Source organism: Arthrobacter rhombi (genome assembly GCF_039526245.1).
In the GTDB taxonomy this organism is placed as follows: Bacteria; Actinomycetota; Actinomycetes; order Actinomycetales; family Micrococcaceae; genus Arthrobacter_H; species Arthrobacter_H rhombi.
Genome location: NZ_BAAAIV010000004.1, coordinates 280745 through 305944 on the forward strand (window position 1 = coordinate 280745; position 25200 = coordinate 305944).

Below are 25200 nucleotides of genomic sequence, written 5' to 3' on the forward strand. Positions count from 1 at the left end.
TGCTCCTTACCAGCTGGCGCCGGGATGTTGGCGGGCCAACACCTGCATCTCCGCCAGCACATAGCCCAGGTGCTCCGAATGCTCGCCGCCGCGGCCGTTGCACATCGCGAAGGGCACGGTCGGGACCTCGAGCTCGGCGGATTCCAGGACGGCGGTGAATTCGGCCAGCCACGGCTCGCGCAGGGTGGAGGGGCGCACGCCGGCGTCGCCGAGCTCGTCGTGCAGGTCCTCATCGAGGAACAGCTCGTCGACGTAGGGCCAGATGACCTCCAGGGCGTGGCGCATCCGGGCTGCGGATTCGTCGGTGCCGATGCCCAGCCGGCGCGTCCACATGATGGCGTGGTCGCGGTGGTAGTCGACCTCCTTGACCGCCTTGGCGCTGATCGCCGCGATGGTCGCATCGGAGGAGTCCAGCAGCGCCGTGTAGAGCAGGTGCTGGTAGATGGCCACGGCCAGCTGGCGCACGATCGTGACGCCGAAGTCGCCGTTGGGCTGTTCGAAGAGGTGCAGCGAACGGAACTCGGACTCCTCGCGCCAGTAGGCCAGGTCGTCCTCGCTCTTGCCCCACGCCAGTCCTGCGTAGGAGAGGAAGGACCGTGCGTGGCCGAGCTCGTCCAGGGCGATGTTGCCCAGGGCAATGTCCTCCTCGATCTCCGGTCCGCGGGAGATCCAATGGGACAACCGCTGGGCCAGGATCAGGGAGTCGTCGCCCAGGCGCAGCGCATATTGGGCGACCGGCTCGGAGGGGGCATCCTTTTGCAACTGGATGTCCTCCGGGCGCAGGGCGTTGCCCGGGGTGATGCGCGTGGCCGAGGCGGTGGAATCGCCGTAGCTGTCGGCTTCGTGGGTCTCGGTGTGGCTCACAGGTGCTTCACGCCTTCGCTCTTCTTGTAGTACGTGGCGTGGCGGTAGTCCTTGCCCTGCGGCGACTCGAAGAACTGGCCCTTGGCATCCGGGTCGGAGGTGACGATGTCCTCGGAAGCCACGACCCACAGGGACACGCCTTCGTTGCGGCGGGTGTAGAGGTCGCGGGCATTGCGCACGGCCATCTCGGCGTCGGGGGCATGCAGGGATCCGGCGTGCACGTGGGAGAGTCCACGTGAGGAACGGACGAAGACCTCCCAGAGGGGCCATTCGCGCGTGGCGGGGGTACCGGCGTCGTGCTGGTTGGTTTCCTGGGCCACCTAGGCCACCTCGGCTTTCTGTTCCATCTTCTCGGCATAGGCTGCTGCGGCTTCGCGGACCCAGGCGCCGTCGGCGTGGGCATCGCGGCGGCGCTGCAGGCGCTGGGAATTGCAGGGTCCGTTGCCGGAGATCACTGCCTTGAACTCATCCCAGTTCAGGTCCTTGTGGAGCCACTTCCCGGTTTCCTCGTCGAAGCGCAGCTCCGGATCGGGCAGGGTCAGGCCCAGGACCTTGACCTGTTCGGCGATCATGCCGACGAAGCGCTGGCGCAGATCGTCGTTGGTGAAGCGCTTGATCTTCCACTTCATGGACTGCTGGGAGTTGGGCGAATCGCCGTCCGGCGGGCCGAACATCATCAGCGAGGGCTCGTAGAAGCGGTTGATGGCGTCCTGGGCCATCTGCTTCTGGGCCTCGGTGCCGGCCGCCAGTTCCATGAGGATCTCGAAGCCCTGGCGCTGGTGGAAGGACTCCTCCTTGCACACGCGGACCATGGCGCGGCCGTAGGGGCCGAACGAGGCACGGCACAGCGGCACCTGGTTCACGATCGCCGCACCGTCGACGAGCCAGCCGATGGCGCCCATGTCGGCCCAGGAGCGGGCCGGGTAGTTGAAGATCGAGGAGTACTTCGCTTTGCCGGTGAGCAGCTGGTCGTTGAGCACGTGGCGCGGGGTGCCCAGCGTCTCGGCCGCGGAGTAGAGGTAGAGCCCGTGGCCCGCCTCGTCCTGGACCTTGGCCATCAGGATGGACTTGCGCTTCAGGCTCGGCGCCCGGGTGATCCAGTTGGCCTCGGGCTGCATGCCGATGATCTCGGAATGGGCGTGCTGGGAGATCTGCCGGGTGAGGGTCTTGCGGTACCCCTCCGGCATCCAGTCGCGGGGCTCGATGCGCGAGTCATCGGCGATGACCGCGTCGAAGTGCTCCTGCGCTGCCTCTTCCTCGGGCGTCAACACCGCGGACAAAGGCCCTTTCGGGTCGTTCCGTGCAGCCATGGGGCTCACCTCACTGTGACAAGTTTCGAATTACTGACCGTTCGTTCAGGATATGTGGCCCATCACCCATTCGTCAATTGCCCCACGGCGCCAACAGGTCTGCCGCAGACAGTGCATTGCTTGACAGGCGATCTAGTTAGACTCACAATCTAGCTATGCAGGAAGAAGCAGCAGGATGCCACGAGGACACCCCGGATGAGGGCTGGCCGACCGATTGGATGCGGGCCGTGCTGGGCTTGTGCACCTTGAGGGTGCTCGAGGCCGGCGCGTCCTATGGCTATGCGATCATCGCCGAGCTGGAGCGGTCGGGACTCGGAACGGTCAAGGGCGGAACGCTGTATCCACTGCTGACCCGCTACGAGTCGGCGGGGTGGGTCACCACCGAATGGCGGGCCGGAACCTCCGGGCCCGGACGCAAGTACTTTTCACTGACCCCGGCCGGCCGGAGGGCGCTCGACGAGCAGCGGACGGCGTGGGGCCACTTCACCGGGGCCACCCGCGCCCATCTGGGGGATTCCCCCGAGCAGCCCCCGGACCCAGGACAACCCACCGGACCATCCCCCCTCCACACCCAGGGAGCAGCATCATGAGCGCCACACGAACCAACGACACGTGGATCGACGATTTCACCCTGGCCCTGCGGCTGCGCGCGGTGCGTGGAGATGCCATCGGTGATGCGGTCGCCGTCGTCCGCGAGCACCTCGCCGATTCCGGCGAAACCGCCACGGAAGCGTTCGGTGACCCGCGTAGCTACGCGGCACAACTCGAACTGCCCACCGTTGCCCGGCTCCGCGCCGGGGACCCCTCGATCATGGGAATGGCGGTGTCCCTGCTGGCACTGCTGGTGTTCGTCCCGGCCGTCCAATCCGTGTTCGCCGGCACCGCGGCGGAAATCTCCCTACCGCAGCTGCTGCTCTTCCTGGTCCCGGTCGCCGCGGTCGTGGGGCTGCCGGCGTATTTCAACGCGGCGGTCTCCCGCCCCTGGATCTTTGCCGTCGTCTTCGTGCTGTCGATCCTCGCCGCCACGTGCAGCGCGCTCTTCGCGCCGGAACGCGGCCATGCCACGCTGGCCAGCTGGAACCCGTGGTGGGCGGCGGACATCTCGGGCGCGGTCCTGGTGGCGGCCAGCGCGTGGGCCCTCATCGACGCCCTGCGGGATGGGCCGGATGACATCGTCGATCCCAGCCAGCCGGACTCCCGGCGTCCCGGCTGGATCCACCGGGCGATGGGTGTGGTCCCGTATCTGCTGATGCCCGGGTTCGCCGTGGCCTGCGTGATCGGCGAGGCCGTCATCCGCTGACCCGCGGCCCGGGGTCCGCCTAGGTGGCGGCGGAGTCAGGGTCCTCGCCCAGCCCCTCGGACGGGCCGCCGTCGATCGACTCGTTGGCCAGCGCGTCGGCTTCGGGATCGTTCAACATCCCCTCGTCCTCGAGCAGGTCCACCTCGTCGTCGACGTAGGCGGAGTCCTCTTCCTCGATAAAGACCGGCTCGCGCAGCGGGTCGTCGACGGCCATGGTCACCGCGTCGTCGGAGGAGCCCTCCGCCGGCTGGGAGTCCCGGCCGTCCAGGGGCTCGGGCTCGAGCGGGTCGCCGCTGGATTCCTCGGGATCAAGTCCGTATTCGGCGTCGGGCACCGGCTCCATGGCGGGGTCGCGGTCTGGGGCTGCGGAACTCATGCGTTGCTCCTTCGGTCGGTACCTGGATACGACGGCGCAGGCCGTCGCGGACGCCCCCGGCGGAAGCAGGGACGGTTCCGTATTCACCGTAGGCACGCAGCCGCGTCCGCGACAAGGGGCCCGGGGTCCTGACATGACACGACGGCGGGAATCCGGCATCACCGGATTCCCGCCGTCGTGCCCGGGGAGGCCTCCCCGTCCGCTACAGGACCTTGGAGAGGAACTCCTGGGTGCGTTCCTGCTGCGGGTTGCCGAAGAGCTGGTCCGGGGTGCCCTCCTCGCAGACGACGCCGTCGGCCATGAAGATCACCCGGTCCCCCACCTCGCGGGCAAAGCCCATCTCGTGGGTGACCAGCACCAGGGTCATGCCGGAGGTGGCCAGGTCGCGGATGACCTGCAACACCTCGCCGACCATCTCCGGGTCCAGGGCGCTGGTGGCCTCGTCGAAGAGCATGATGCCGGGGTTCATGGCCAGCGCACGGGCGATCGCGACGCGCTGCTTCTGCCCACCGGACAGGGCCGCCGGGCGGGCGTTGGCCTTCTCGGCCAGCCCCACCCGGGTCAGCAGCTCGATGGCCTTCTTCCGGGCCTCCGCCTTGGAGGCCTTCTTCGACTCGACGGGAGCCAGCATCACGTTCTCCACCACCGACATGTGGGGGAAGAGGTTGAAGTGCTGGAACACCATGCCGATGTGGCGGCGGACCTCGTTGATGTCCACCTTGGGATCGGTCAGGTCGAACCCGTCGACCACCACCGTGCCGCCGGAGATGTCCTCCAGCTTGTTCAGGCAGCGCAGGAAGGTCGACTTGCCCGAGCCCGAGGGCCCGATGACGCAGACGACTTCGCCCTCGGCGACCTGGGCGTCGATGCCCTGCAGGACCTCGTTGGAGCCGAAGGACTTGCGCAGGCCCTTCACCTCGATCATCGGCTTGCGGGCCGTTTCCGTAGTCGATGTGCTCACTTGTTGAACCTCCGGTCAGCGAAGTTGGCGAGCTTCGTCAGCAGCATGACGGCGACGAAGTAGATGACGCCGACGATCAGCAGCGTCTCGGTGACGCGGAAGTTCGCCGCGTAGATCTGCTGGCCCTGGTAGAGCAGTTCGGCGAAGCCGATGGCCAGCAGCAGCGAGGAATCCTTGAGCATGATGATCAGCTGGTTGATCAGCGATGGGGTCATGATCTTGAACGCCTGGGGGACGACGACCTTTTGCATGGACTTGCCGTAGCCCAGGCCCAGCGACCGGCTGGCTTCCATCTGGCCCGGATCCACCGACTGGATGCCGCCGCGCACGATCTCGGCGACATAGGCACCGGAGTTCAGCGACAGGGTCAGGACCGCGGCCACCCAGATGTTGATGGGCAACCCCGTCAACTGGGGGATGCCGAAGTAGAACATGAACGCCCACAGCAGCAGCGGGGTGCCGCGGAAGATGTTCACGAAGGTGGTGGAGATTCCCCGGACGACGATGTTGCGGGCGATCTTCATGAACCCCGCGGCCAGTCCGATGACCATGGCGACGACGAAGGAGATGCCCGTGACGACCAGCGTGTTCTGCAGGCCCTTGAGCAGTGCGGGCAGCGACTGTCCCAGCAGTTGCCAGAACGTGGTCGGCTGGGCGGCTGCCGGATCGGCGAGGTAGCCGTTGACGATCTTGTCGTAGTCGCCGTTGGCCTTGATCTTGGCCAGGCCGTCGTTGAAGGCGGCCAGCAGATCAGCGTTCTTGCCCTTGTTCACGGCGAAGCCGTAGGAACCGCCGGGCACCTTGTCGGTGACCGTCTTCAGGCCGTTGTTCTGCGCAATGCCGTAGGCCAGCACCGGGTAGTCGTCGAACACGGCGACGGCGTTGCCCGACTTCACCAGTTCGTACATGCTGGCCGACTGGTCCAGCGACTTGACCGTGAAACCGTACTTCTTGGCGATGGATTTGGCGTAGGTCTCGCCCTCCGCGCCGGTCTTGGCGGTGACGGTCTTGCCCTTGAGGTCCTCGTAGCCCTTGACGGCGTCGTCGTTCTTCGCGACGGCCATCTGGACGCCGGATTCGAAGTAGGGCTCGGAGAAGTCGTAGACCTGCTTGCGTTCGTCCGTGATGGACATGCCGGCGATGACGCCGTCCACCTGGTCGGAGGTCAGGGCCTGCAAGGCGGCGTTGAAGCCGAGCGAGCGGATCTCCACCTTGAAGCCCTGGTCCTTGGCGATGGCCCGCAGGATATCCATGTCGATACCGGTCAATTCACCGGAGGAATCGCGGAATTCAAAAGGTGCAAACGTGGTGTCGGTACCGATGACGAAGGTCTTGCCCTCGACGGCCGAACTGGATGACGCAGTGTCGGCGGCGGCTCCGGAGGCACCGAACAGCAGGGCTGCCACGGCCAGGAATGCCGCGACCACCGCCCCGGTCCGGCGACGGCCCGGAGTGGCCGCTCTCTGTTGGTGACGCAAGGTCGATACCCCATTCCCTGGTGGTGCGGCCCGTGTTTACGGGACTTTGACTTCCTTAGACAATAGAGCATCGTGGCCCGGCTCACAGGAAGTGTTCAGCCGCGCGTGTTAGATCCGGCCCTGCTCCCCCGTTGGCGGGCTGCCGGCGGTGTCAGCTGGCTGGGTGGGACAGTCGGGCCGGCACCACGTAGTCGGCCTGCCGCACGAAGCGCATCCCCCCGGGTCCGCGCACCGCGGCAGCACCGGCGTCGTCGAATTCGAAGACGAGTTCCTCGCCATAACCGGAGAATCCGTTGGGGTCGCCCGAGCGCAGCCGCGAGGAGTCGAGCACTTCCAGCGGCTCGGTCGTCGCCGGGTCCGGAGGGCTTCCCAGCTGGAACGAGTACAGCTTGCCGCCGAGTTCGACGATGTCCTGCACGCCCCACAGCCCCGCGAACCGCCCGGTGTACCGCGCCAGGTCCTGCGGTGTCAGGCCGGAGTACGACGCCGGTGCCTCCCGGGCGGCCAGGGTCGCCAGCCCGATGAGCTGCTCGCCCCAGGAGGTCGCCGGGCCGTCGATGGCATTGGTCAGGACGCTCAGTGCCACGCCGGTTTCGGGTAGCGCCCAGCTGCGGGTGATGTGCCCCGGGTAGCCACCGCTGTGGCCGAAGGTCGCCTGGCCGTGCACGTCCTGCAGAATCAGGCCCAGTCCGTAGTGCCGTCCGGGCACGCCGGCGGACTCCACCTGGCGCTGCATGCGGCGTTTGGAATGTTCACCCACCAGGGAGCCGTCCGCCGGACGATCGTGGGTTTCGGGGAGCAGCGCCGACAGGAAGCGGACCACGTCGGTCGCCGTGGAGTAGAAGCCGGTGGCCGAGCTCAACGCCGCGGTGTCGATGTGGTCGATCACCGTGCGGCGTTCCAGGGTGTAGGGCTCCCCGGCGACGGCGATCGATCCGTATCCGGTGGCCAACCGGTCGGCGCCGGGTTCCAGGTCCGGCCCGGTGTCCTGGAGTCCCAGCGGCTGGACCAGGTGCTCCCGGGCATAGTCGCGGTAATCCTGCCCACTGGCTGCCTCGATGACCAGGCCGAGCAGGCCATATCCGATGTTCGTGTATTTGAAATGCTCGTGCCGGGAGATGACCTTCCCGTGGGCAGCGGTCTCCAGCAGGGTGGCCCGGTGGGGGAAGGGGCGGCCCAGGACCCAGAAGTCGGAGTCGTCGCCATCGCGGGTCAGCCCCGAGGAATGGGAGAGCAGCTCCCCGACCGTGACGTCGGCAGCGTCGGTCCCTGCGAGGTCGGGCAAGTGGTCGGCGAGCGCGTCTTCGAGGGTCAGCCGCCCGGCTTCGGCCAGCTGCAGGATGGCGGTGGCGGTGAACATCTTGGAGTGGGAGGCGATGCGGAACTGGTGGCCATCGTCCATAGGGGTGCGGGCGGCAACGTCGGAGAATCCGCCGCTGCACGTGCCGATGAGGGTTCCGTCCACGGAAACGGCGACCTGGAATCCCGGCTGGCGTTCGACGCCGCGCAAGTGCTCCAGGAAACGCGGGGCGTACGCGAGGACCGATGTCCAGGCGGCGATCGCGGGATGGGCGGAGTGGGCAGGGGCGAAGTCAGCATCATCGGTGGCCATGGGCCCATCCTGCCACCCGGCGGCCGTTCGGCCCCGGTTCATCTGCCCGCCACGTGCCCGTTGCCCGCGTGCGCTTGGCTGTTGACCATGGACCAGAACAGCACCCAGCCCGCTCGCCGCACCCTGCTCAAGGGGGCGGCTGCCGTCTCGGCGCTGGCTGCCACCTCCCTGTCCGCACCTTCTGCCCTGGCTGTGGGACGCCCGGCCGCGGTGCCGTTGGCGGCCCGCCGGTTGACCCTGCCCTCGGGGATCTCGATGGGCGATGTCTCCAGCGACTCCGCAGTGCTGTGGTCTCGCGCCTCGGGGCCGGGGCGGCTGCACGCAGCGCTGCGGCTGCTCGATGCCGATGGCCGGGAACTGCGCGGACGCCACGGACGCACCCTGCACCTGCGCGGTTCACGGGCCAGTGCAGCCACGGACTTCACCGCCAAGATCGACGCGCGGAGGTTGCCAGCGGGAGCCCGCTTGGCCGTCGAACTCCATTTCGAGGATGAGCACGGGCGCCGCAGCGAGATCGGGCGGGGGGCCTTCAGCACGGCCCCGGCGCGCGGGCATGGGCGCGGGCATGGGCGCTGGGACGATTCCGGGCCGCAGAGCTTCGTGTGGACCGCCGACACCGCCGGGCAGGGGTACGGCATCAACGAGGAGATCGGCGGGATGCGTGGCTATGCCGCCATGCACGCGACGCGGCCCGATTTCTTCCTGCATTCGGGCGACACGATCTATGCCGACGGGCCGATCTCCGCGCAGATGAAGGAGCCGGACGGCACCATCTGGCGCAATGTCGTCACCGAGGAGGTCTCCAAGGTCGCCGAGACCCTCAACGAATACCGGGGACGCCACCGCTACAACATGATGGATGCGAACCTGCGGGCGATGTACGCCGAGGTCCCGGTGATCGCCCAGTGGGATGACCACGAGACCGTCAACAACTGGTACCCCGGCGAGATCCTTGATGACCCGCAGTACACGGTGCGCGACGTCGACACCCTCGCAGCCCGCGGACGCCGCGCCTGGCAGGAATACATGCCGATCGCCGATCGCCGGGCACTGCGCCCGGGCACCGGGTTCGAGCCGACCCGGATCTACCGGCACGTCGAGCGCGGCCCGCATCTTGACCTGTTCGCGCTGGACATGCGCTCGCACAAGTCGCCGAACACCGACGGCAAGGAAGCGGAGCAGACCCGCATCCTGGGCGAGGAGCAGCTGCAGTGGCTGATCCGCTCGCTGCGCTCCTCGCGCGCCACGTGGAAGGTCATCGGCAACGACCTGCCGTTGGGGTTGATCGTGCCCGATGGCGAGGGGCAGGAGTCGATCGCCAATGCCGATCACGGCAAGCCGCTGGGCCGCGAGCTCGAACTTGCCCGGCTGCTCTCGGCGATCAAGAAGCACCGGATCAAGAACGTGGTGTTCCTGACCGGGGACGTGCACTATTGCGCCGCCCACCACTACTCCCCCGACCGCGCCGCCTTCCGCGATTTCAATCCCTTCTGGGAGTTCGTGGCCGGTCCCATCAACGCCGGGTCGTTCGGACCGAACGAGCTGGACCTGACGTTTGGCCCGAAGGTCGACTTCCAGCAGGCCGGCCCGCCGCTGGGGTCCCCGCGTTCGGGTGAGCACCAGTACTTTGGCCATGTCGATGTCGCCGGCGACGGCTCGGAGTTCACGGTCAAACTCATCAACGCCAACGGCAAGGTGCAGTACAGCAGGACGCTGACGCCGCAGCGGTAGGGAGCTTCGCACGGCGAAGCGTGACGCCACGACTCTGATTGGCTAGCCTCAATCACATGTCACCCTCCCCGAGCAAGCCCCTGGTCCTCATCACCGGTGCCGGACGGAAGCGTTCCATCGCGGCCAGCATCGCGACCGGGCTTGCCCAGGATGGTTGGGATCTGGTGCTGAACCATTGGCAGCCCTACGACGAGCGGCTCGATCTCGATCGTGGTGCGGACGACCCCGGATCCATTGCCGACGAATGCCGCGCCGTGGGCGCCGACGTCACGGTGGCGCCCGGGGACCTCAGCGACCCAGCAGTTCCCGGCCAACTCCTGGCCACCGCCGCCGGCCGCAGGGTCGAGGGCCTGGTGCTCTCCCACTGCGAGTCGGTGGACAGCTCGATCCTCACTACGGATGTGGCGAGCTGGGACCGGCATTTCGCCGTCAACGCCCGCGCCTCATGGCTGCTCATCAAAGCGTTCGCCGAGCAACTTCCCGAGTCGGCCCCAACCGGGACGGTCAACGGCAGGATCGTCGCGTTGACCAGCGACCACACGGCGGAGAACCTGCCCTACGGTGCCAGCAAGGGGGCGTTGGACCGGCTGGTGATCGCCGCGGCCATCGAGCTTGCCGGCCGGGGCGTCCGCTCCAACCTCATCAACCCGGGTCCCATCGACACCGGGTGGATGGACGCTGGGCTCCGCGAGGAGATGTCCCGGGCCACCCCGGCCGGCCGGCTCGGCCAGCCGCAGGACACCGCGGATCTGGTCCGCTTCCTGTTCTCCGACGCGGGTTCATGGATCAATGGCCAGCTCCTGCACAGCAATGGCGGGCTCCAGACGTCCTAGCCATGCCCTGAAGGCTCGGATAGGCTCCGGGGAGCACACGGCAATCGGGGGAATTCACGTGGTCGCACATGTCTCGCAGGAACCGTCGCAGGTGACGACGGCCGTCAACAAGTGGGCGGTGGCCTCGGCCGTGCTGGCCGCCGTCTGCCTCGCGGCATTGGTCTTCACCGGCGTTTCCGTTTTCGCGGTTTTCGCGGTGGGTGCCGGTCACATCGCCCTCGGCCAGTTGCGCGAGCGGGGTGGACGGGGTCACGGCCTGGCCCGGGCCGCGCTGTCGATCGGCTACGCCATCGGTGCATGGGCGGTCGTGGTCACTGTCGTCAGTCTGGTCCGACTGGCGCTCGCTTGACCGCACCCCCAACACGCCGCTGGCGAACACCGCCCGGCACCGCACGAACATGGCGTTGAATGGTGCCCATGAGCCAAACCCCCACACGTCAGCAGCCGCCCGTCGCCGCCCAGCGCCCCGTGGAGCGAACGCACCACGGCGACACCTTCGTCGATGACTACGAGTGGCTCCGCGAAAAGGAGAACCCGGAGGTCATCGCCCACCTCGAGGCGGAGAACTCCTACACCGAGGCCGTGACCGCCGACCAGCAGGAACTGCGGGAGACGATCTTCGCCGAGATCAAGGAACGCACCGAGGAGACCGACCTCTCCGTTCCCGCCCGCAAGCGCGGCTGGTGGTATTTCGCCCGCACCGCCGAGGGCCAGCAATATCCCATCCAGTGCCGGGTCGCCGCCAGCGATACGGGCGACCTCGTCGCCGATTGGACGCCACCGGTCATCGAGCCCGGGAAGCCGTTCGATGGTGAACAGGTCCTGCTGGACGGCAACGTCGAGGCCGAGGGCCAGCCCTTCTACTCGGTCGGCGGCATGGCCGTCACCGAGGATGGCAACCTGCTCGCGTACGCCGTGGACAATGCCGGCGACGAGCGCTTCACCCTGCGCATCAAGGACCTGCGGACCGGCGAACTACTGCCGGACGTCATCGAGAACGTCTTCTACGGATTGGCCTTCTCCCCCGACGGCACCCGCATCTTCTACACGGTCGTCGACGATTCCTGGCGTCCGAACCAGATCAAGTCCCACACCCTGGGGCAGGATCCGGCGCAGGACGCCGTCGTCCTCCAGGAGGACGATCCGGGCATGTGGATGGGCTTCGAGCTCTCCCCGGACCGCCGCGAACTGATGATCTCCATCGGCAACTCCGAGTTCGCCGAGACCCACACGCTGGATCTCATCGACCCCCTGGCCGCACCCCGGCTCCTTTTGGGCCGCGAGGCACACCTGCTGCATGGCATGGATCCGGTCACCGTCGACGGCGAGCGCGCCTACCTGCTCACCCACAACCGCGACGCCGTGAACAACATGGTCTCCCTGGTCCGCGCCGACGAATTCACCAAGCCGCTCGCCGACCAGCACTGGGCCACGGTCCTCCCCCACCGGGACGACGTGAAGATCGAGGGCACCGCGGTCACCTCCACGCACGCCGTGGTCTCCGTCCGCCAGGACACCATCGAGCGCATCCAGATCCTGCCGCTGGCGGGCCTGGGCACCGACGCCCAGGCACCTGCCGCCGAACCGGTCTTCGAGGAGGAGCTCTACACCTGCTCGCTCGCCGGCGCCGAATACGATTCCCCCGTCATCCGGCTGGCCTACACCAGCTTCCTCATCCCCCCGCGCGTCTACGACTACACGCTGGCCTCCGGCGAGCTGTCGCTGCGCAAGGAGACCCCGGTCAAGGGAGGGTACGACGCCGGTGCCTACCTGGCCGAGCGCGAGTGGGCCACCGCTGCCGACGGCACCCGCGTCCCGCTCTCGGTGATCCGCCGCCGCGGCGTCGAACGCGATGGTTCCAACCCGGCACTCGTCTACGGGTACGGCAGCTACGAGATGAGCATGGACCCCGGCTTCTCGATCCCGCGCTTGTCGCTGCTGGACCGCGGCGTCGTCTTCGTCATCGCGCATGTGCGCGGCGGCGGGGAGCTCGGACGCCACTGGTACGACGACGGCAAGAAGCTGGCCAAGAAGAATTCCTTCAGTGATTTCGTCTCGGCTACGGAACACGTCGTCACCACCGGGTGGGCCGATCCGCAGCGCGTGGTTGCCATGGGCGGATCAGCAGGCGGCCTGCTCATGGGCGCCGTCGCCAACCTGGCCCCGCAGCTCTACACGGCGATCATCGCCCAGGTGCCGTTCGTCGACGCGCTGACCAGCATCCTGGACCCGGATCTGCCGCTGTCGGCCCTGGAATGGGAGGAATGGGGCAACCCGATCACCGACGCCGACGTCTACGAATACATGAAGTCCTACACCCCGTACGAGAACATCGCTGCGGTTCCGTACCCGCGGATTGCCGCGGTCACGAGCCTGAACGACACCCGCGTGCTCTACGTCGAACCGGCCAAATGGGTCCAACGGCTGCGCCAGGTCAGCACAGGAACCGAACCGATCCTGCTGAAGATCGAGATGGATGGCGGACACGGCGGGGCCTCGGGCCGCTACGAGGCGTGGAAGGACCGCGCCTGGGACTACGCCTTCGCGCTGGACGCCCTTGGAGCCACCGAACGGGTGTAGGCGTCCCCTCCCGGGAAGCCGGCGGGGCGTGGGGCCCCGCCGGCTTCTGGCATCATGGGAGGACTTTTTCCCGTCTGAAAGGCCGATCCCCCATGCCTGGTTCACCTGTCCCGTCGCCCTCGTCCTCCCGGCTGCCGGTGGCGGAGCTGCACCTGCACATCGAGGGGACGCTGGAACCGGAGTTGATCTTCGAACTGGCGGAGCGCAACGGCATCGACCTGCCCTACCGCGACGTGGAGGACCTGGGGGCCCGGTACGAGTTCACCGACCTACAGTCCTTCCTGGACCTGTACTACGCCAACATGGCAGTGCTGGTCACCGAGGACGACTTCGCCGCGATGACGACCGCCTACCTGCGTCGCGCTGCAGTTGCGGGCGTCCGCCACGCGGAGATCTTCATCGACCCGCAGGCACATCTGGCCCGCGGGGTGGACCTGTCCACCAGCATTGGGGGTGTGGCCCGAGCGTTGGCGACCAGCCTCGACGATTTCGGCATCTCCACCTCCTTGATCGCCGCGTTCCTGCGGGACCAGCCCGCGGACGAGGCGCTGTCCGTACTCGAGGATCTCATCGACATGCGGGCGCCCATCATCGGCATCGGCCTCGATTCGGCCGAGGTCGGCTACCCGCCGGCGAAGTTCGCCGCAGTCTTCGACCGTGCCCGTGCAGCCGGACTGGAGTGCGTGGCACACGCGGGCGAAGAGGGCCCACCCAGCTACATCCGCGAGGCCCTGGACGTTCTCCAGGTCGCCCGCATCGACCACGGCATCCGGGCCATGGAAGATCCCGAGCTGGTCCGACGCCTCGTCGACGAACAGATCCCGATGACCGTCTGCCCGCTCTCCAACGTCCGCTTGCGGGCCGTTGACGTCCTTGCCGCCCACCCCCTGCCCCGGATGCTCGAGGCCGGGCTGAACGTCTCGATCCACTCGGATGACCCGTCGTATTTCGGTGGTTACCTGGATGACAACCTGGATCGTGTGACGTCGACCTTCGACCTGGATTCCCCCACGCTGTCTCGGCTGGCGTCCAACTCCGTCCGTTCGGCTTTCCTCCCGGAACCACGAAAGGCCGAGCTGCTGGCCGAGGTCGAGGCGTGGTTCAAGGAGCGGCTCGCAGCAACCGCACCATAGTCAATGGACCTCCGCCGGGTCCCACCAGCCCCCTGGTGGATTCCCAGCATCACCTGTAGAATAGTGCATGTAGATGCAGAATTCTGCACCTGGAGGATTCATGAGACTGCAGAACCCGATCGCCGCGTTGACACCCACCGTCGACGCCGCGGTACTCCATGTCCTGGCGCGCGCCGACTCCGGTTTCACTGCGCCAGCCGTCCACCGGCTCAGCCCCGACAAGAATTCGGAAAGCGGCGTACGCAATGCCTTGACCCGGCTCGTGAAACAGGGAATTGCCCTGGAAGAGATCGTCGGTCAAACGCGCTCCTACCGTCTCAATCGGCAGCACCTCCTCGCTGCGGCCATCATGGAAATGGCGCACGCCAAAGACCTCCTTCTCGGACACCTACGAGACGAGATCCGCGCCTGGCCGCTGGAGCCGCTGGATGTCCGCTTGTTCGGCTCAGCCGCCCGGAATGAGATGCGCGACGATAGCGACGTCGACCTCCTCTTCATCTTCCCGGACGGCTACGACGAGGATCTGGCGACGTCGCACCTCTCCGACCTCTCATTGAAAGTCGCTTCCTGGACCGGCAACGACACACGGCCGCTGGTATATCGGGAATCGGAGGTGGAGGCGGATCGGCTCTTCTTGAACGTCATCGCCGATGGCATCCCCGTACTTCCCGCCTGCCGCTGGCTCGAGGCCAGGCTCGACATCCGCACGGTTCCCCAATGAATCCCGCAGCGAATGACCAGATCAAACAAGGGCGACTGGACAAGGCGCTTCAGTTCCAGTCGGCAGCCCATGTTGTTCTTGACCTCGCCGATGAGCATCAGGACGTGGCCGACGCTGTCGTCACCCTGGCAGTCCACGCTGGAATCGCCGCGTCCGACGCCCTCTGCATCGCTGCCCTCGGACAATTCCACCAGGGCAAGGGCCACGGCGAAGCAGTCAAACTCCTCAAGAAGGTCGATACGCACGCAGCCCAGCAACTTGACCTCCTTCTTGGCCTCAAAACCCGCGCCGGCTACGGCTACACACCGATCGCCCGGGAACAGCTGAAAAGGGCCGTCCGGGCCATGGACTCCCTCGTCCTCACCGCTCGCACCTGATCGACCGGACCCGTCGCGACGGCTTCCGTCGTTGACGTCACAGTGCCGCCCAGGAGCTGCCACGGCTTGACTTGAGTCACATTTCAGGATTACCTAATGAACGTTCAGTAATTCGTGGATGGAGTCCCAGCATGACCGAAACCGACCTCGACTCGGCCAACGCGGGCGCTGCTCCGCGCCACGCCGTCCTGGCCCATGACAAGACTGCAGAATGGCTGGGCATCCGGGTCCACCACGTCGCCGACGGCGAGGCCACGATCAGCATGACGCTGCGTCCCGAGATGCTCAACGGCTTCGGGATCGGGCACGGTGGCATGATCTTCGCCCTCGGGGATACGGCGTTCGCCATGGCGTGCAATCCGCCCGAAGGATCCAACGAGACGATCACCGTCGCCTCCGGCGTCGACATCAACTTCATCCGGCCGGGCATCCCGGGCCGGATCATCACCGCGGAGGCCACCCGCCGCCAGCAGTCGGGCCGCAGCGGCATCTACGACATCCAGATCCGCCAGACCACCCCGGAGGGCGGCGAGGAGATCGTCGCCGAGTTCCGCGGTCGTTCGCGCACCATCCCCCAGCGCTAGGCGCCGGACGCCGGGAGCCAGCTACCGGCGTCGTACCGTTCCACCCCACACCTGCAATCACCAAAGGGCCAGCAATGACGCAGACAGCCGCCGAAACCGAACTTCCCAACCCGCTCGATCCCGAAGAGACGATGAGCCGCGATCAGATCGAATCGCTGCAGCTCACCCGTCTGCAGGAGACCGTCGCCTACGCCTACGACCGCGTTCCGCTGTACAAGGAGAAGTACGACGCCGCCGGCGTGCACCCGAGTGACCTGAAGGAACTCGCCGATCTGGCGAAGTTCCCGTTCACCGAGAAGGAGGACCTGCGCAAGACCTACCCGTTCGGCATGTTCGCCGTTCCGCAGCAGCAGGTCGCCCGCATCCACGCCTCCTCCGGGACCACGGGACGCGCGACGGTGGTGGGCTACACCCAGTCCGATCTGGACGACTGGGCCAAGCTCGGCGCCCGCTGCCTGCGCCTGTCCGGCGTGAAGCCGGGCTGGAAGGTCCACAACGCCTACGGCTACGGGCTGTTCACCGGCGGCCTCGGCGCGCATGCAGCCGCCGAACGCCTGGGCACCACCGTCATCCCGATGTCCGGCGGGCAGACCGAAAAGCAGATCACCATGATCCAGGACTTCGCCCCCGACGCGATCCTGTGCACGCCGACGTACCTGTTGACCATCGGCGACGCCATGCAACGCCAGGGCATCGACCCGCGCTCGACCTCGTTGAAGGTCGCAGTGCTCGGCGCCGAACCGTGGACCGAGGAGATGCGCCACGAGCTCGAGGTCATGTTCGACATCGACGCGTGCGATATCTACGGACTCTCCGAGGTCATGGGCCCCGGAGTTGCCGGGGAATCCAACCAGACCAAGGACGGCAGCCACATCTGGGAGGACCACTTCCGCCCGGAGATCATCGACGCGTTCGACCCCTCGAAGGCCCTCGGCGACGGGGAGCCCGGGGAACTGGTGTTCACTTCGCTGACCAAGCAGGCGCTGCCGATCATCCGCTACCGCACCCACGACCTCACCCGCCTGCTGCCGGGCACCGCACGCCCCGGGCACCGCCGCATGGGCCGCATCACCGGCCGCAGCGACGACATGATCATCCTGCGCGGCGTGAACCTCTTCCCCAGCCAGATCGAGGAGCTCGCGCTGAAGGTGGCCGGGCTGTCCCCGCACTTCCAGCTGGAGATCACCCGGCCGGGACGCATGGACGAGCTGGCGGTGAAGATCGAGCGCCGTGCCGACTGCACCTCGGACCGCGCCATCGCCGCCGCCGCCGAGTTGCAGAAGGCCATCAAGATCAACGTGGGCTCCAGCTGCCGGATCGACGTGGTCGACCCGGAGTCGCTGCCCCGCTCGGTCGGCAAGCTGCGGCGCATCTACGACCTGCGCGACAAGTAGGATCGGGGGATGCCCACCATCGCCAGCAAGCCCTCCGGGGCCAAACGCGGCCGCCCCGGCCACGACCAGGATTCCGTCCTCTCCATTGCCGTGCAGGTCTTCAACAAGCACGGTTACGACGCGACGTCCATGGGCACGCTGGCCGACAACCTGGGCATCAGCAAATCCGCGATCTACCACCACGTCCCCTCCAAGGGCGACCTGCTGGACAAGGCACTGGATGAGGCACTGGTCCCGCTGGAGGCCCTGGGCGATGACCCCCGGGCCAGCACCGGCACGGCGGCCGAACGGCTCGAATTCGTGCTGCGCTCCACGATCCGGGTCCTGGTCGAACGCCAGCCGTACGTGACCCTGCTGCTGCGCCTGCGCGGGAACACGGAGATCGAACGCCACGCGCTGGAACGCCGTCGCGCGGTGGACCGGCGCCTGGCCGACCTGGTGGTCGGCGCCCAGCAGGAGGGGTCGCTGCGCGCCGACATCGACCCGCGGACCACCACACGCCTGATGTTCGGCACCATCAATTCGCTGGTGGAGTGGTACCGCCCGGACGGCCCGTCCACCCCGCAGCAGGTGGAGGACAACGCGATCGCCATGATGCTGGACGGGCTGCGCGCCTGATCCCACTGCCCCGGGGCGGATTCGGGTACGACGACGGCCCGGCGGTACCATCGATGAGTTCCCCGTGTGTGGCCCGTGGCCCTCGCATGCACCCATCCGTCCGATAGGCAGCCTTTCGTGGACCAGCTCTTCCAGTCCCTGTTCAACCAGCCCCTGGGCACCGACACCGCAACCATCGTGGCGCTCGATTCCCTGGGTGTGCTCCTGACCGGGATCGCCCTGTTGCTGCTGGCCCGCCGCAACGACCTGGGCTGGTGGATCCAGATCCTGGCCGTCTTCGCCGGCCCGCTGATCATCGCCCTACAGTTCGGATTCGACGGCCTGTTCAAGGCGGTTCCCTACCTGCTGGTCCCGATCTACGGGCTGTGGCGCTTCAGCAAATACCGGCTGCGCGGCAAATTCGGCCGGGCAGTGGACGTCAAGCCCTTCACCTCGTCCGCGCTGGTGTGGGGATTCGTCATCACCGTGCTCATCGCCTTCGCCTCCGCCCTGCCGACGATCTTCAGCGGGTTGGACCTGGGAAGCATCCCCGCCAGCTTCTGGCTCTCACTCGGCTTCTCGGCACTGGTCCCGGCGGGCCTGGTCGGCGTGGCCAACGGCCTGCGCTGGGCCTGGCTGGTCATCGCCGCCTCGGCAGTGGCCCAGGTCATCGTCTACTTCGGCAACCAGCCGGCGTTCGCCACGCTGGCGGTGCTGGTCCTGCAATTCGGCACATCCCTCTTCGGCTGGTGGTCGTGGCGCCAGCTCCCGACCGAGGCCACCCAGGAGGACTCGGCGGAGTACCCGCCGAGCCCCTACCAGGAGGCGTAGCCCTCCCGACCGGGTCTGGCCGGAACCCCAGCTGGATAACATGGTCTCCATGCCCACCGACGACGACATCACCCAACACCACGACGGCGATCCCGACGACGCCATCTGGCTCGCCGGAGGGCCCCTGCCGGGACCGGTGGTCATCGTCGAGCACGATCCCGCTTGGCACACGCACTTCACCACCCTAGCGGAACGGATCCGCAGCGCCCTGGGCCCACTGGCCCTCACCGTGGAACATGTCGGTTCCACCTCGGTTCCCGGTTTGGCCGCCAAACCGGTGATCGACATCGATCTGACCGTCGCGGATCCCGCCGACGAATCCGCCTACCGCGGCGCCTTGGAGGCCGCCGGGTTCGTCCTGGTGGTCCGGGAGCCCGGATGGCATGAGCACCGCTGCTTCCGGCTCGATGCGCCCGCGGCCAATCTCCATGTCTTTGGGCCCGGCTGCCCCGAGACGATCAGGCACCGGATGTTCCGGGACTGGCTCCGCATCCATCCGGAGGACCGGGCGCTGTACCGGGAAGCGAAGGAAGCGGCCGCGGCGGTGACCAATGACGCGGGTGGAACCGTGATGGACTACAACGCCCGCAAGGAAGACGTCATCCGCGGGATCTATGCACGGGCGTTCGCGTCAGCGGGGCTGACCGGCTCCGACTGAAGGATCTCCAGCGCCACCGTGTCAGGCAAGGGGTCCGTCGCCAGCCGCGCCCAAAGCGCCGTGTCGAACCGTTGCCAGGTGCCGTCGTCGTCCTGGTAGCGCAGCTTCTGCCGCTCGATGCCTTCGCGCGTGAACCCTGCCGCCGCGGCGACCCTCCCGGATGCCGGGTTGTTCAGCCGATGCCCCAGCTCCACGCGTTCCAGGCCCACCACGGTGAAGCAGTGCCCCGCCAGCGCCGCGGTAGCTGCGCCTGCCAGTCCCTGGCCGCGGGCTCGGGGGGCCACCCAGTAGGACATCCATCCGGTGAGATGACGCCGATCGATGGCCGAAACCATCACGTTCCCCACCGCCCTCCCGTCGAGCTCGACGGCGAAGGCCACGGTTCGCGGTTCCGGCTCCAGCGGATCGGGAACCAGCGGGACGATCCACTGGCGCGCCTGCGCCGCCGTGGCGATCGGCGCGCGGGCCTGGCCCGTCATGTCGGGCGCGGAGAAAGCGCAGAGCACAGCCTGCACATCGGCCTCCTCGGCGGTCCACGATCGCAGGCACGCGCGGGACGGCACTCCCACCCGGTCCTGCTGCTGTGCGCTCATGAGCTCCAGCCTAGGGGACTGCGGATCCGCGCGGACAGGTCAAGCTAAAGTGACCCGCATCGCATACATGACGGCAACGTGTCCCCCGTACTGGGGTCGCCGCCGCCCGTCCTGTAATTTGGCCATCAGCAGGCAATGACGCCGCGGCCCCTCCAGGGCGCCTTGCGTCGTTCCGTGACACCCATTTCAACGGCGAAAGAGGTCACCCCGTGACAACCACCCAGACCGAGCCCGCAGGGCAGGACCAATCCACCGCCCGCGACGCGGCCACACCGGCCACCAAGTCCGCCGGCCACATGATCGTGGACACGCTGGTGGCCCATGGCGTGAAGCGGACCTATGTCGTCCCGGGCGAGAGCTACCTCGATGTCCTCGACGGGTTGCACCACTCCCCCATCGATACCGTGGTCTGCCGCCACGAAGGCGGCGCCGCCTACATGGCCGAGGCCGACGGCAAGATGAACCAGCTGCCCGGCATCGCCATGGTCACCCGCGGCCCCGGCGCGGCCAATGCCCACGTCGGCCTCCACACCGCCTGGCAGGACTCCACCCCCATGGTCCTGTTCGTGGGCTTGATCCCCTTCGAACACCGTGAAAAAGAGGCCTTCCAGGAGTTCGACCCGAAGGCCTGGTTCGGCACCAATGCCAAGCGCGTGATGATCCTGGACCACGCCGAACGGGCCTCCGAGGTGGTGGCGGAGGCCATGTTCGCCGCCATGTCAGGACGCCCGGGCCCGGTCGTGGTCGGTTTGCCCGAGGACATCATCAAGCGCCAGGTCCCCAACCAGATCCACCCGCGGATCCCCGTCGCCAGCGGCGGCATGACCGTCACGGATTGGAAGGCCCTGCAGGGCGCACTGCGGGAAGCGGACAAGCCGTTGTTCATCTTCGGCGGCAACGACTGGAGCTCCGAAGGGGCCCAGGCGTTCACCACCTGGCTCGAGGAGCACGATCTGCCGGCGGCGGCCGAGTGGCGCTGCGAGGGCACCGTGCCCTTCAATTCGCCGTCGTATGTCGGCCCCATCGGCTACGGCCGCCCCAAGCCCACCTATGACCTGTTGGAGGAAACCGACCTGCTGGTCTTCGTCGGCACGGTCCCCGGCGATGTGATCACCGATGGGTTCGCCATCCGGCAGAACTGGGACAAGAAGAACTTCCTGGTCACCATCGACCCCTCGCTGCGCGGTCGTTCCGGCCCCGTGTCCCACCAGATCGTGGCCAAACCCGACGTCTTCATCCGCGATCTGGTCCGCATGGACCTTCCGGTCAAGGACTCCTGGCGCGAATGGACCACCCGCATGCGTGAGGAGCAGGTGAAGTTCGCTGCCCTGCCCGATGCCACCCCCGGTGACGGCCAGGCGAAGATGGCCACCCTGATGGCCAACCTGGTTGCGTCGCTGCCCGAGGATGCCATGGTCACCTTTGGCGCCGGCGAGCACACCAACTGGGCGCACCGCTACTTCCCGACCAACGGCTACGCCTCCATGGTCAGCGCCCGCAACGGCTCCATGGGCTACTCGATCCCCTCCGCTGTCGCCGCATCACTGGCCACCCCGGGTCGCCGCGTGGTGACGATCGCCGGGGACGGCGAGTTCCTCATGAACGGGCAGGAGCTGGCCACGGCAGCCCAGTACGGGGCCACCCCACTGGTCATCGTGATGGACAACCAGGAGTACGGCACCATCCGCACCCACCAGGAACGCGACTACCCCCAGCGGATCTCCGGCACGCAGCTGAAGAACCCCGATTTCGCCATTATGGCCCAGGCCTTTGGCGGCTTCGGGGTCCGGGTGGAGAACGACGCCGATGTGCCGGCTGCGCTGGACGCGGCACTCTCTGCCATCGACGACGAGGGACGCTTCGCGCTGATCCACCTGATCGTCGAGCAGCGCGTCCGGGCCTACTGACCGACGCAGCCCGGGACCTCGGGAGAGCGGCAACATGAAGGAGGACCTGCCCACCGGGCAGGTCCTCCTTCATGTCCCCTCAGCGTCGATCCGCTACGAGGCCCAGTTCTTGTAGGTGACGTTGTCCTTTTCCACCAGGGTCAGGACATCGTAGGTGGCGACGATGTCATCGTCCTGGTTGTGGATGATCGCATCCCAGGCAACTTCGCCGTACTCATCGGTCACGCGCGGGGTGATCTTCTTGGCGGTCAGGGTGACCCGGATCTTGTCCCCTGCCGGAACGGGGGTGATGAACCGCAGGCTCTCCAGCCCATAGTTCGCCAGGACCGGTCCCGGCGCCGGCTCGACGAACAGCCCGGCAGCCCAGGAGACCAGCAGGTAGCCATGCGCAACGATCCCGGGGAAGAACGGGTTGGCTTCCGCCGCTGCCGCATCGGTGTGGGCATAGAACGTGTCGCCGGTGGTGTGGGCGAAGTCAGTGATGTCCTGCAGGGTGACTTCGCGCAGCGGAGAGGCAAAGGCATCGCCGATCCGCAACTCGGCCAGTGACTTGCGGAACGGGTGGATGGCGCCTTCCACCGCACCGAATTCGGCGGCACCGGCAATGACCCGATCGGCTCCGGTGTGCCAGACCCCGGTGACCGCTGTCAGCAGGTTGGGCGAGCCCTGGATGGCGGTGCGCTGCATATGGTGCTTGACCGATCGGATGCCGCCGAGCTCCTCGCCTCCACCGGCACGGCCCGGGCCACCATGGACCAGGTGGGGAACCGGTGAGCCGTGTCCCGTGGACGTGCGCGCTGTCTCCCGGTTGAGGATGTGCACGCGCCCGTGGTGCCCGGCAATCCCCGTGGTCAGCTCGCGTGCCGTGTCGCCGTCGTTCGTGCAGACGGTGGCCACCAGCGAGCCGGCCCCACGCGCGGCGAGACGGATCGCGTCGTCGAGGTCGGTGTAGCCCAGCACGCTGGTCACCGGCCCGAAGGCCTCGAGCGAATGGACGGATTCAGCGTCGGGGTCCGCCCAGGTCAGCAGGACGGGCGACATGAACGCCCCCGCGGCTACCTCACGTTCCTCACCCGATGCGGTGCGGACCACCGGTGCATCCAGGGTTCCGTAGGCCAGTTCCCCTCCGGCAGCCAACATGGCCTCGACGGCGCCGCGGACGTCGCGCAGCTGCTCCAGTGAAGCGAGTGCACCCATGGTCACCCCTTCGGCGCGGGGATCGCCGACGACCACGCGTTGGGCCAGGCGCTCGCCTACCGCCGCGACCACGTCATCCCGGATGGCTGCGGGGACGATCGTCCGGCGGATGGCGGTGCACTTCTGTCCGGCCTTGACCGTCATCTCGGTGGCGACCGACTTGATGAAGGCCTCGAATTCCGGTGTTCCCGGGGTGGCGTCCGGTCCGAGGATCGCCGCGTTGAGCGAATCCGTCTCGGCAGTGAAGCGGACGCCCCCGGAGATCACATTCGGGTGTGACTTCAGGGAGTTCGCTGTCGAAGCGGATCCCGTGAAGGAGACCATGTCTCGGTAGTCCAGGGCATCCAGCAGGGTGCGTGCCGAGCCGGAGACGAGCTGCAGCGAACCGTCCGGCAGCAGGCCCGATTCCGCGAGCATGCGCACCACGGCCGCGGAGAGGTACCCGGTGGGGGTAGCCGGCTTGGCAATGGTGGGAACCCCGGCGATGAAGGCCGGAGCGAACTTCTCCAGCATCCCCCACACCGGGAAGTTGAAGGCATTGATCTGGGCCGCGACGCCCGGGAAGCGGGTATAGATGTGCCCACCTAGGAAGGATCCATCACGTGAGAGCGGCTCGGCCGGCCCGTCCTGGATGACGTTGGAGTTCGGCAGTTCGCGCCGGCCCTTGGAGGAGAACGTGAACAGCACGCCGATCCCACCGTCGATGTCGACCATGTTGTCGATCTTGGTGGCGCCGGTGCGGTACGAGATCTCGTAGAGCTCCTCGCGGCGGTCATTGAGGTACTGGGCCATCTCCTTGAGCTTCAAGGCCCGCTCGTGCAAGGTCATTCGGCCGAGTTCGCGGTGTCCCACAGACCGACCGTGCTCGACGGCGGCGGCCAGATCAAGGCCATCGGCACTGACCAGGGCTAGCTCCTCGCCGGTGTTTGCATCCAACACCACGGTGGCGCCATCGCTGCTCTCGGGCCTCCACCAGGCGTCCTGGATGTAGCTGGGAACGAGCTCGGCAGTCTGCGTTGTCATCGTCGACAAGTCCTTCCTGAACGATCGGTCAGTATTTGGGATCCAGCTTACATGAAGCCCCGTACGCTCTCCGGATCAAGTGATTGACTTATATCGATCACTGTAGTGTGATGAACAGGCCTAACACCATCGCCGACTCCCGGGAGGCCACCATGACGGTCCGCACCGCACCGCACGCCCCGATCATGCACACCCCTCACACCGGGAGTCACACCCATCATGACGTCACGCATCGAGCACGACGCACCTGAACCCTTCCAGCCCCTGACCCGACGCCACCTTCCCCACCATCCGGCCGAACGGCCCGCCGACTGGAACGTCCTCGACGATGCCTTGTCGACGGACCAGCGCTGGTCCACCTGGCCCGGCATCGAGAAATTGATGCGCGGGCCGCAGCCCTACCCTGAATTCGTCATCGAGGATGCCGCTGCGATCGACACCGAGCTCGGTGTCCTGAAGACCGGCAAGGAAGCCGACGTCTTCCTGGTCGAGCGGGCCACCTCGGAGCGCCACTCCATCCTGGCGGCCAAACGCTACCGCACTCCCGACCAGCGGTCCTTCCACCGTTCCACGATCTACACCGAAGGACGCACGGTGCGTCGGACACGCGACGCACGCGCCATGAAGAACGGAAGCACCTACGGGCGCCAGGTCGAGGCCGCCCAGTGGGCCAACGCCGAATGGGACTACCTGGTCCGCGCCTACGAGGCAGGAATACCCGTCCCGTACCCCGTGCAGATCGATGGGACGGAGATCCTGATGGAATTCATCGAGGACCCCGGGCAACCCGGCGCGGCAGCGCCGCGGCTTCATCAAGCCCACCCGGGCCCGGCTCTGCTGCAGTCGTACTTCAGCCAGCTCGTCGAAGCGATGCGGGGGTTTGCACGACTGGGCTTCGCACATGGCGATCTGTCGGCATACAACCTCCTGGCGGCCGGTCCCCGACTGGTCGTGATCGACCTGCCCCAGCTGGTCGACTTGGCGGCGAACCCCTTGGGCGCCGATTTGCTGGCGCGTGATTGCCGCAACGCCTGCGCCTGGTTCGCCGGCCGGGGCGTCCTCCAGGATCCGGACGAGCTTCTGGGTGAACTGTTGGCGGTAGCGTGGTCGTGATGTCCGGCTGCATCACGGATGCACGAG

The 25200-nt window shown here is 67.2% G+C and carries 25 protein-coding genes; 16 read left to right on the forward strand and 9 right to left on the reverse strand.

The window, feature by feature from the left end; genetic code table 11:
• Positions 1-6 precede the first annotated feature (6 nt).
• The 3 genes from paaC to paaA are packed head-to-tail and all read right to left on the reverse strand — an operon-like array spanning position 7 to position 2174.
• A complete protein-coding gene (gene paaC / locus ABD088_RS03795; RefSeq protein ID WP_343900174.1) occupies positions 7-864 on the reverse strand; it encodes a 1,2-phenylacetyl-CoA epoxidase subunit PaaC in 858 nt (285 codons plus the stop codon).
• Positions 861-1184 (reverse strand): 1,2-phenylacetyl-CoA epoxidase subunit PaaB, encoded by a 324-nt coding sequence (paaB, locus tag ABD088_RS03800; RefSeq protein WP_343900176.1) that lies wholly within the window; start codon positions 1182-1184, stop codon positions 861-863. Before paaB ends, paaC begins: the two co-directional genes overlap by 4 nt.
• Entirely contained in the window at positions 1185-2174 is a 990-nt protein-coding gene (gene paaA, locus ABD088_RS03805; RefSeq protein ID WP_343900178.1) for a 1,2-phenylacetyl-CoA epoxidase subunit PaaA, read from the reverse strand.
• Between the two features lie 155 nt (positions 2175-2329).
• Between paaA and ABD088_RS03810 the strand changes: the two genes are divergently transcribed.
• Both ABD088_RS03810 and ABD088_RS03815 read left to right on the forward strand, forming a co-directional pair.
• Positions 2330-2764 carry a PadR family transcriptional regulator gene (locus ABD088_RS03810; protein ID WP_343900180.1) on the forward strand — a complete coding sequence of 145 codons (435 nt, stop codon included), beginning with the start codon at positions 2330-2332 and terminating at the stop codon, positions 2762-2764.
• Positions 2761-3474 carry a hypothetical protein gene (locus ABD088_RS03815; RefSeq protein ID WP_343900182.1) on the forward strand — a complete coding sequence of 238 codons (714 nt, stop codon included), beginning with the start codon at positions 2761-2763 and terminating at the stop codon, positions 3472-3474. Before ABD088_RS03810 ends, ABD088_RS03815 begins: the two co-directional genes overlap by 4 nt.
• A gap of 19 nt (positions 3475-3493) precedes the next feature.
• Here ABD088_RS03815 and ABD088_RS03820 read toward each other — a convergent pair whose 3' ends face one another.
• From ABD088_RS03820 to ABD088_RS03835, 4 genes are all read right to left on the reverse strand, one after another.
• Positions 3494-3850: a hypothetical protein gene (locus tag ABD088_RS03820; protein ID WP_343900183.1), complete on the reverse strand. Its 357-nt coding sequence runs from the start codon at positions 3848-3850 to the stop codon at positions 3494-3496.
• Between the two features lie 202 nt (positions 3851-4052).
• On the reverse strand, positions 4053-4775 hold the full coding sequence (locus tag ABD088_RS03825; RefSeq protein WP_343900383.1) for an amino acid ABC transporter ATP-binding protein: 723 nt from the start codon (positions 4773-4775) through the stop codon (positions 4053-4055).
• Positions 4776-4807: 32 nt separating this feature from the next.
• Positions 4808-6238 carry an amino acid ABC transporter substrate-binding protein/permease gene (locus ABD088_RS03830; protein WP_343900185.1) on the reverse strand — a complete coding sequence of 477 codons (1431 nt, stop codon included), beginning with the start codon at positions 6236-6238 and terminating at the stop codon, positions 4808-4810.
• Between the two features lie 202 nt (positions 6239-6440).
• Entirely contained in the window at positions 6441-7901 is a 1461-nt protein-coding gene (locus tag ABD088_RS03835; protein ID WP_343900187.1) for a serine hydrolase domain-containing protein, read from the reverse strand.
• Between the two features lie 87 nt (positions 7902-7988).
• On the opposite strand from ABD088_RS03835, the gene ABD088_RS03840 reads away from it, so the two are divergent.
• The 12 genes from ABD088_RS03840 to ABD088_RS03895 all read left to right on the forward strand — a co-directional run bounded on the left by ABD088_RS03840 (position 7989) and on the right by ABD088_RS03895 (position 19340).
• The gene (locus ABD088_RS03840) at positions 7989-9632 is read left to right on the forward strand and encodes an alkaline phosphatase D family protein (RefSeq protein ID WP_343900188.1); all 1644 of its coding nucleotides are present in this window, start codon (positions 7989-7991) and stop codon (positions 9630-9632) included.
• A gap of 56 nt (positions 9633-9688) precedes the next feature.
• Positions 9689-10465: an SDR family oxidoreductase gene (locus ABD088_RS03845; protein ID WP_343900189.1), complete on the forward strand. Its 777-nt coding sequence runs from the start codon at positions 9689-9691 to the stop codon at positions 10463-10465.
• 58 nt (positions 10466-10523) lie between these two features.
• On the forward strand, positions 10524-10814 hold the full coding sequence (locus tag ABD088_RS03850; RefSeq protein ID WP_343900190.1) for a hypothetical protein: 291 nt from the start codon (positions 10524-10526) through the stop codon (positions 10812-10814).
• 68 nt (positions 10815-10882) lie between these two features.
• On the forward strand, positions 10883-13045 hold the full coding sequence (locus ABD088_RS03855; protein ID WP_343900191.1) for a S9 family peptidase: 2163 nt from the start codon (positions 10883-10885) through the stop codon (positions 13043-13045).
• 92 nt (positions 13046-13137) lie between these two features.
• On the forward strand, positions 13138-14178 hold the full coding sequence (locus ABD088_RS03860) for an adenosine deaminase (protein ID WP_343900193.1): 1041 nt from the start codon (positions 13138-13140) through the stop codon (positions 14176-14178).
• 100 nt (positions 14179-14278) lie between these two features.
• Positions 14279-14899, forward strand: coding sequence for a nucleotidyltransferase domain-containing protein (locus tag ABD088_RS03865; RefSeq protein WP_343900194.1), 621 nt, complete (start codon positions 14279-14281; stop codon positions 14897-14899).
• Entirely contained in the window at positions 14896-15276 is a 381-nt protein-coding gene (locus tag ABD088_RS03870) for a hypothetical protein (RefSeq protein ID WP_343900195.1), read from the forward strand. Before ABD088_RS03865 ends, ABD088_RS03870 begins: the two co-directional genes overlap by 4 nt.
• A gap of 131 nt (positions 15277-15407) precedes the next feature.
• Positions 15408-15860, forward strand: a complete 453-nt coding sequence (gene paaI / locus ABD088_RS03875) for a hydroxyphenylacetyl-CoA thioesterase PaaI (protein WP_343900197.1) — start codon at positions 15408-15410, stop codon at positions 15858-15860.
• A gap of 74 nt (positions 15861-15934) precedes the next feature.
• A complete protein-coding gene (locus tag ABD088_RS03880) occupies positions 15935-17254 on the forward strand; it encodes an AMP-binding protein (RefSeq protein ID WP_343900198.1) in 1320 nt (439 codons plus the stop codon).
• A 9-nt stretch (positions 17255-17263) separates the two neighbouring features.
• Positions 17264-17872, forward strand: a complete 609-nt coding sequence (locus tag ABD088_RS03885; protein ID WP_343900200.1) for a TetR/AcrR family transcriptional regulator — start codon at positions 17264-17266, stop codon at positions 17870-17872.
• A gap of 117 nt (positions 17873-17989) precedes the next feature.
• The gene (locus ABD088_RS03890) at positions 17990-18682 is read left to right on the forward strand and encodes a nicotinamide mononucleotide transporter (RefSeq protein ID WP_343900201.1); all 693 of its coding nucleotides are present in this window, start codon (positions 17990-17992) and stop codon (positions 18680-18682) included.
• Between the two features lie 49 nt (positions 18683-18731).
• A complete protein-coding gene (locus ABD088_RS03895; RefSeq protein WP_343900203.1) occupies positions 18732-19340 on the forward strand; it encodes a GrpB family protein in 609 nt (202 codons plus the stop codon).
• Here the strand turns inward: ABD088_RS03895 and ABD088_RS03900 are convergent.
• Positions 19295-19933 (reverse strand): GNAT family N-acetyltransferase, encoded by a 639-nt coding sequence (locus ABD088_RS03900; protein ID WP_343900204.1) that lies wholly within the window; start codon positions 19931-19933, stop codon positions 19295-19297. The two genes, ABD088_RS03895 and ABD088_RS03900, sit on opposite strands and share 46 nt — an antisense overlap.
• 209 nt (positions 19934-20142) lie before the next feature.
• Here ABD088_RS03900 and ABD088_RS03905 point away from each other — a divergent pair, with 209 nt between their 5' ends.
• Complete coding sequence (locus tag ABD088_RS03905; protein ID WP_343900205.1) at positions 20143-21840, forward strand: thiamine pyrophosphate-dependent enzyme; 1698 nt, start codon at positions 20143-20145, stop codon at positions 21838-21840.
• A 93-nt stretch (positions 21841-21933) separates the two neighbouring features.
• Here the strand turns inward: ABD088_RS03905 and paaZ are convergent, their stop codons facing one another.
• On the reverse strand, positions 21934-24060 hold the full coding sequence (paaZ, locus tag ABD088_RS03910; RefSeq protein ID WP_343900206.1) for a phenylacetic acid degradation bifunctional protein PaaZ: 2127 nt from the start codon (positions 24058-24060) through the stop codon (positions 21934-21936).
• Between the two features lie 219 nt (positions 24061-24279).
• On the opposite strand from paaZ, the gene ABD088_RS03915 reads away from it, so the two are divergent.
• Positions 24280-25173 (forward strand): serine protein kinase RIO, encoded by an 894-nt coding sequence (locus ABD088_RS03915; protein WP_343900207.1) that lies wholly within the window; start codon positions 24280-24282, stop codon positions 25171-25173.
• The last annotated feature ends 27 nt before the right edge of the window (positions 25174-25200 follow it).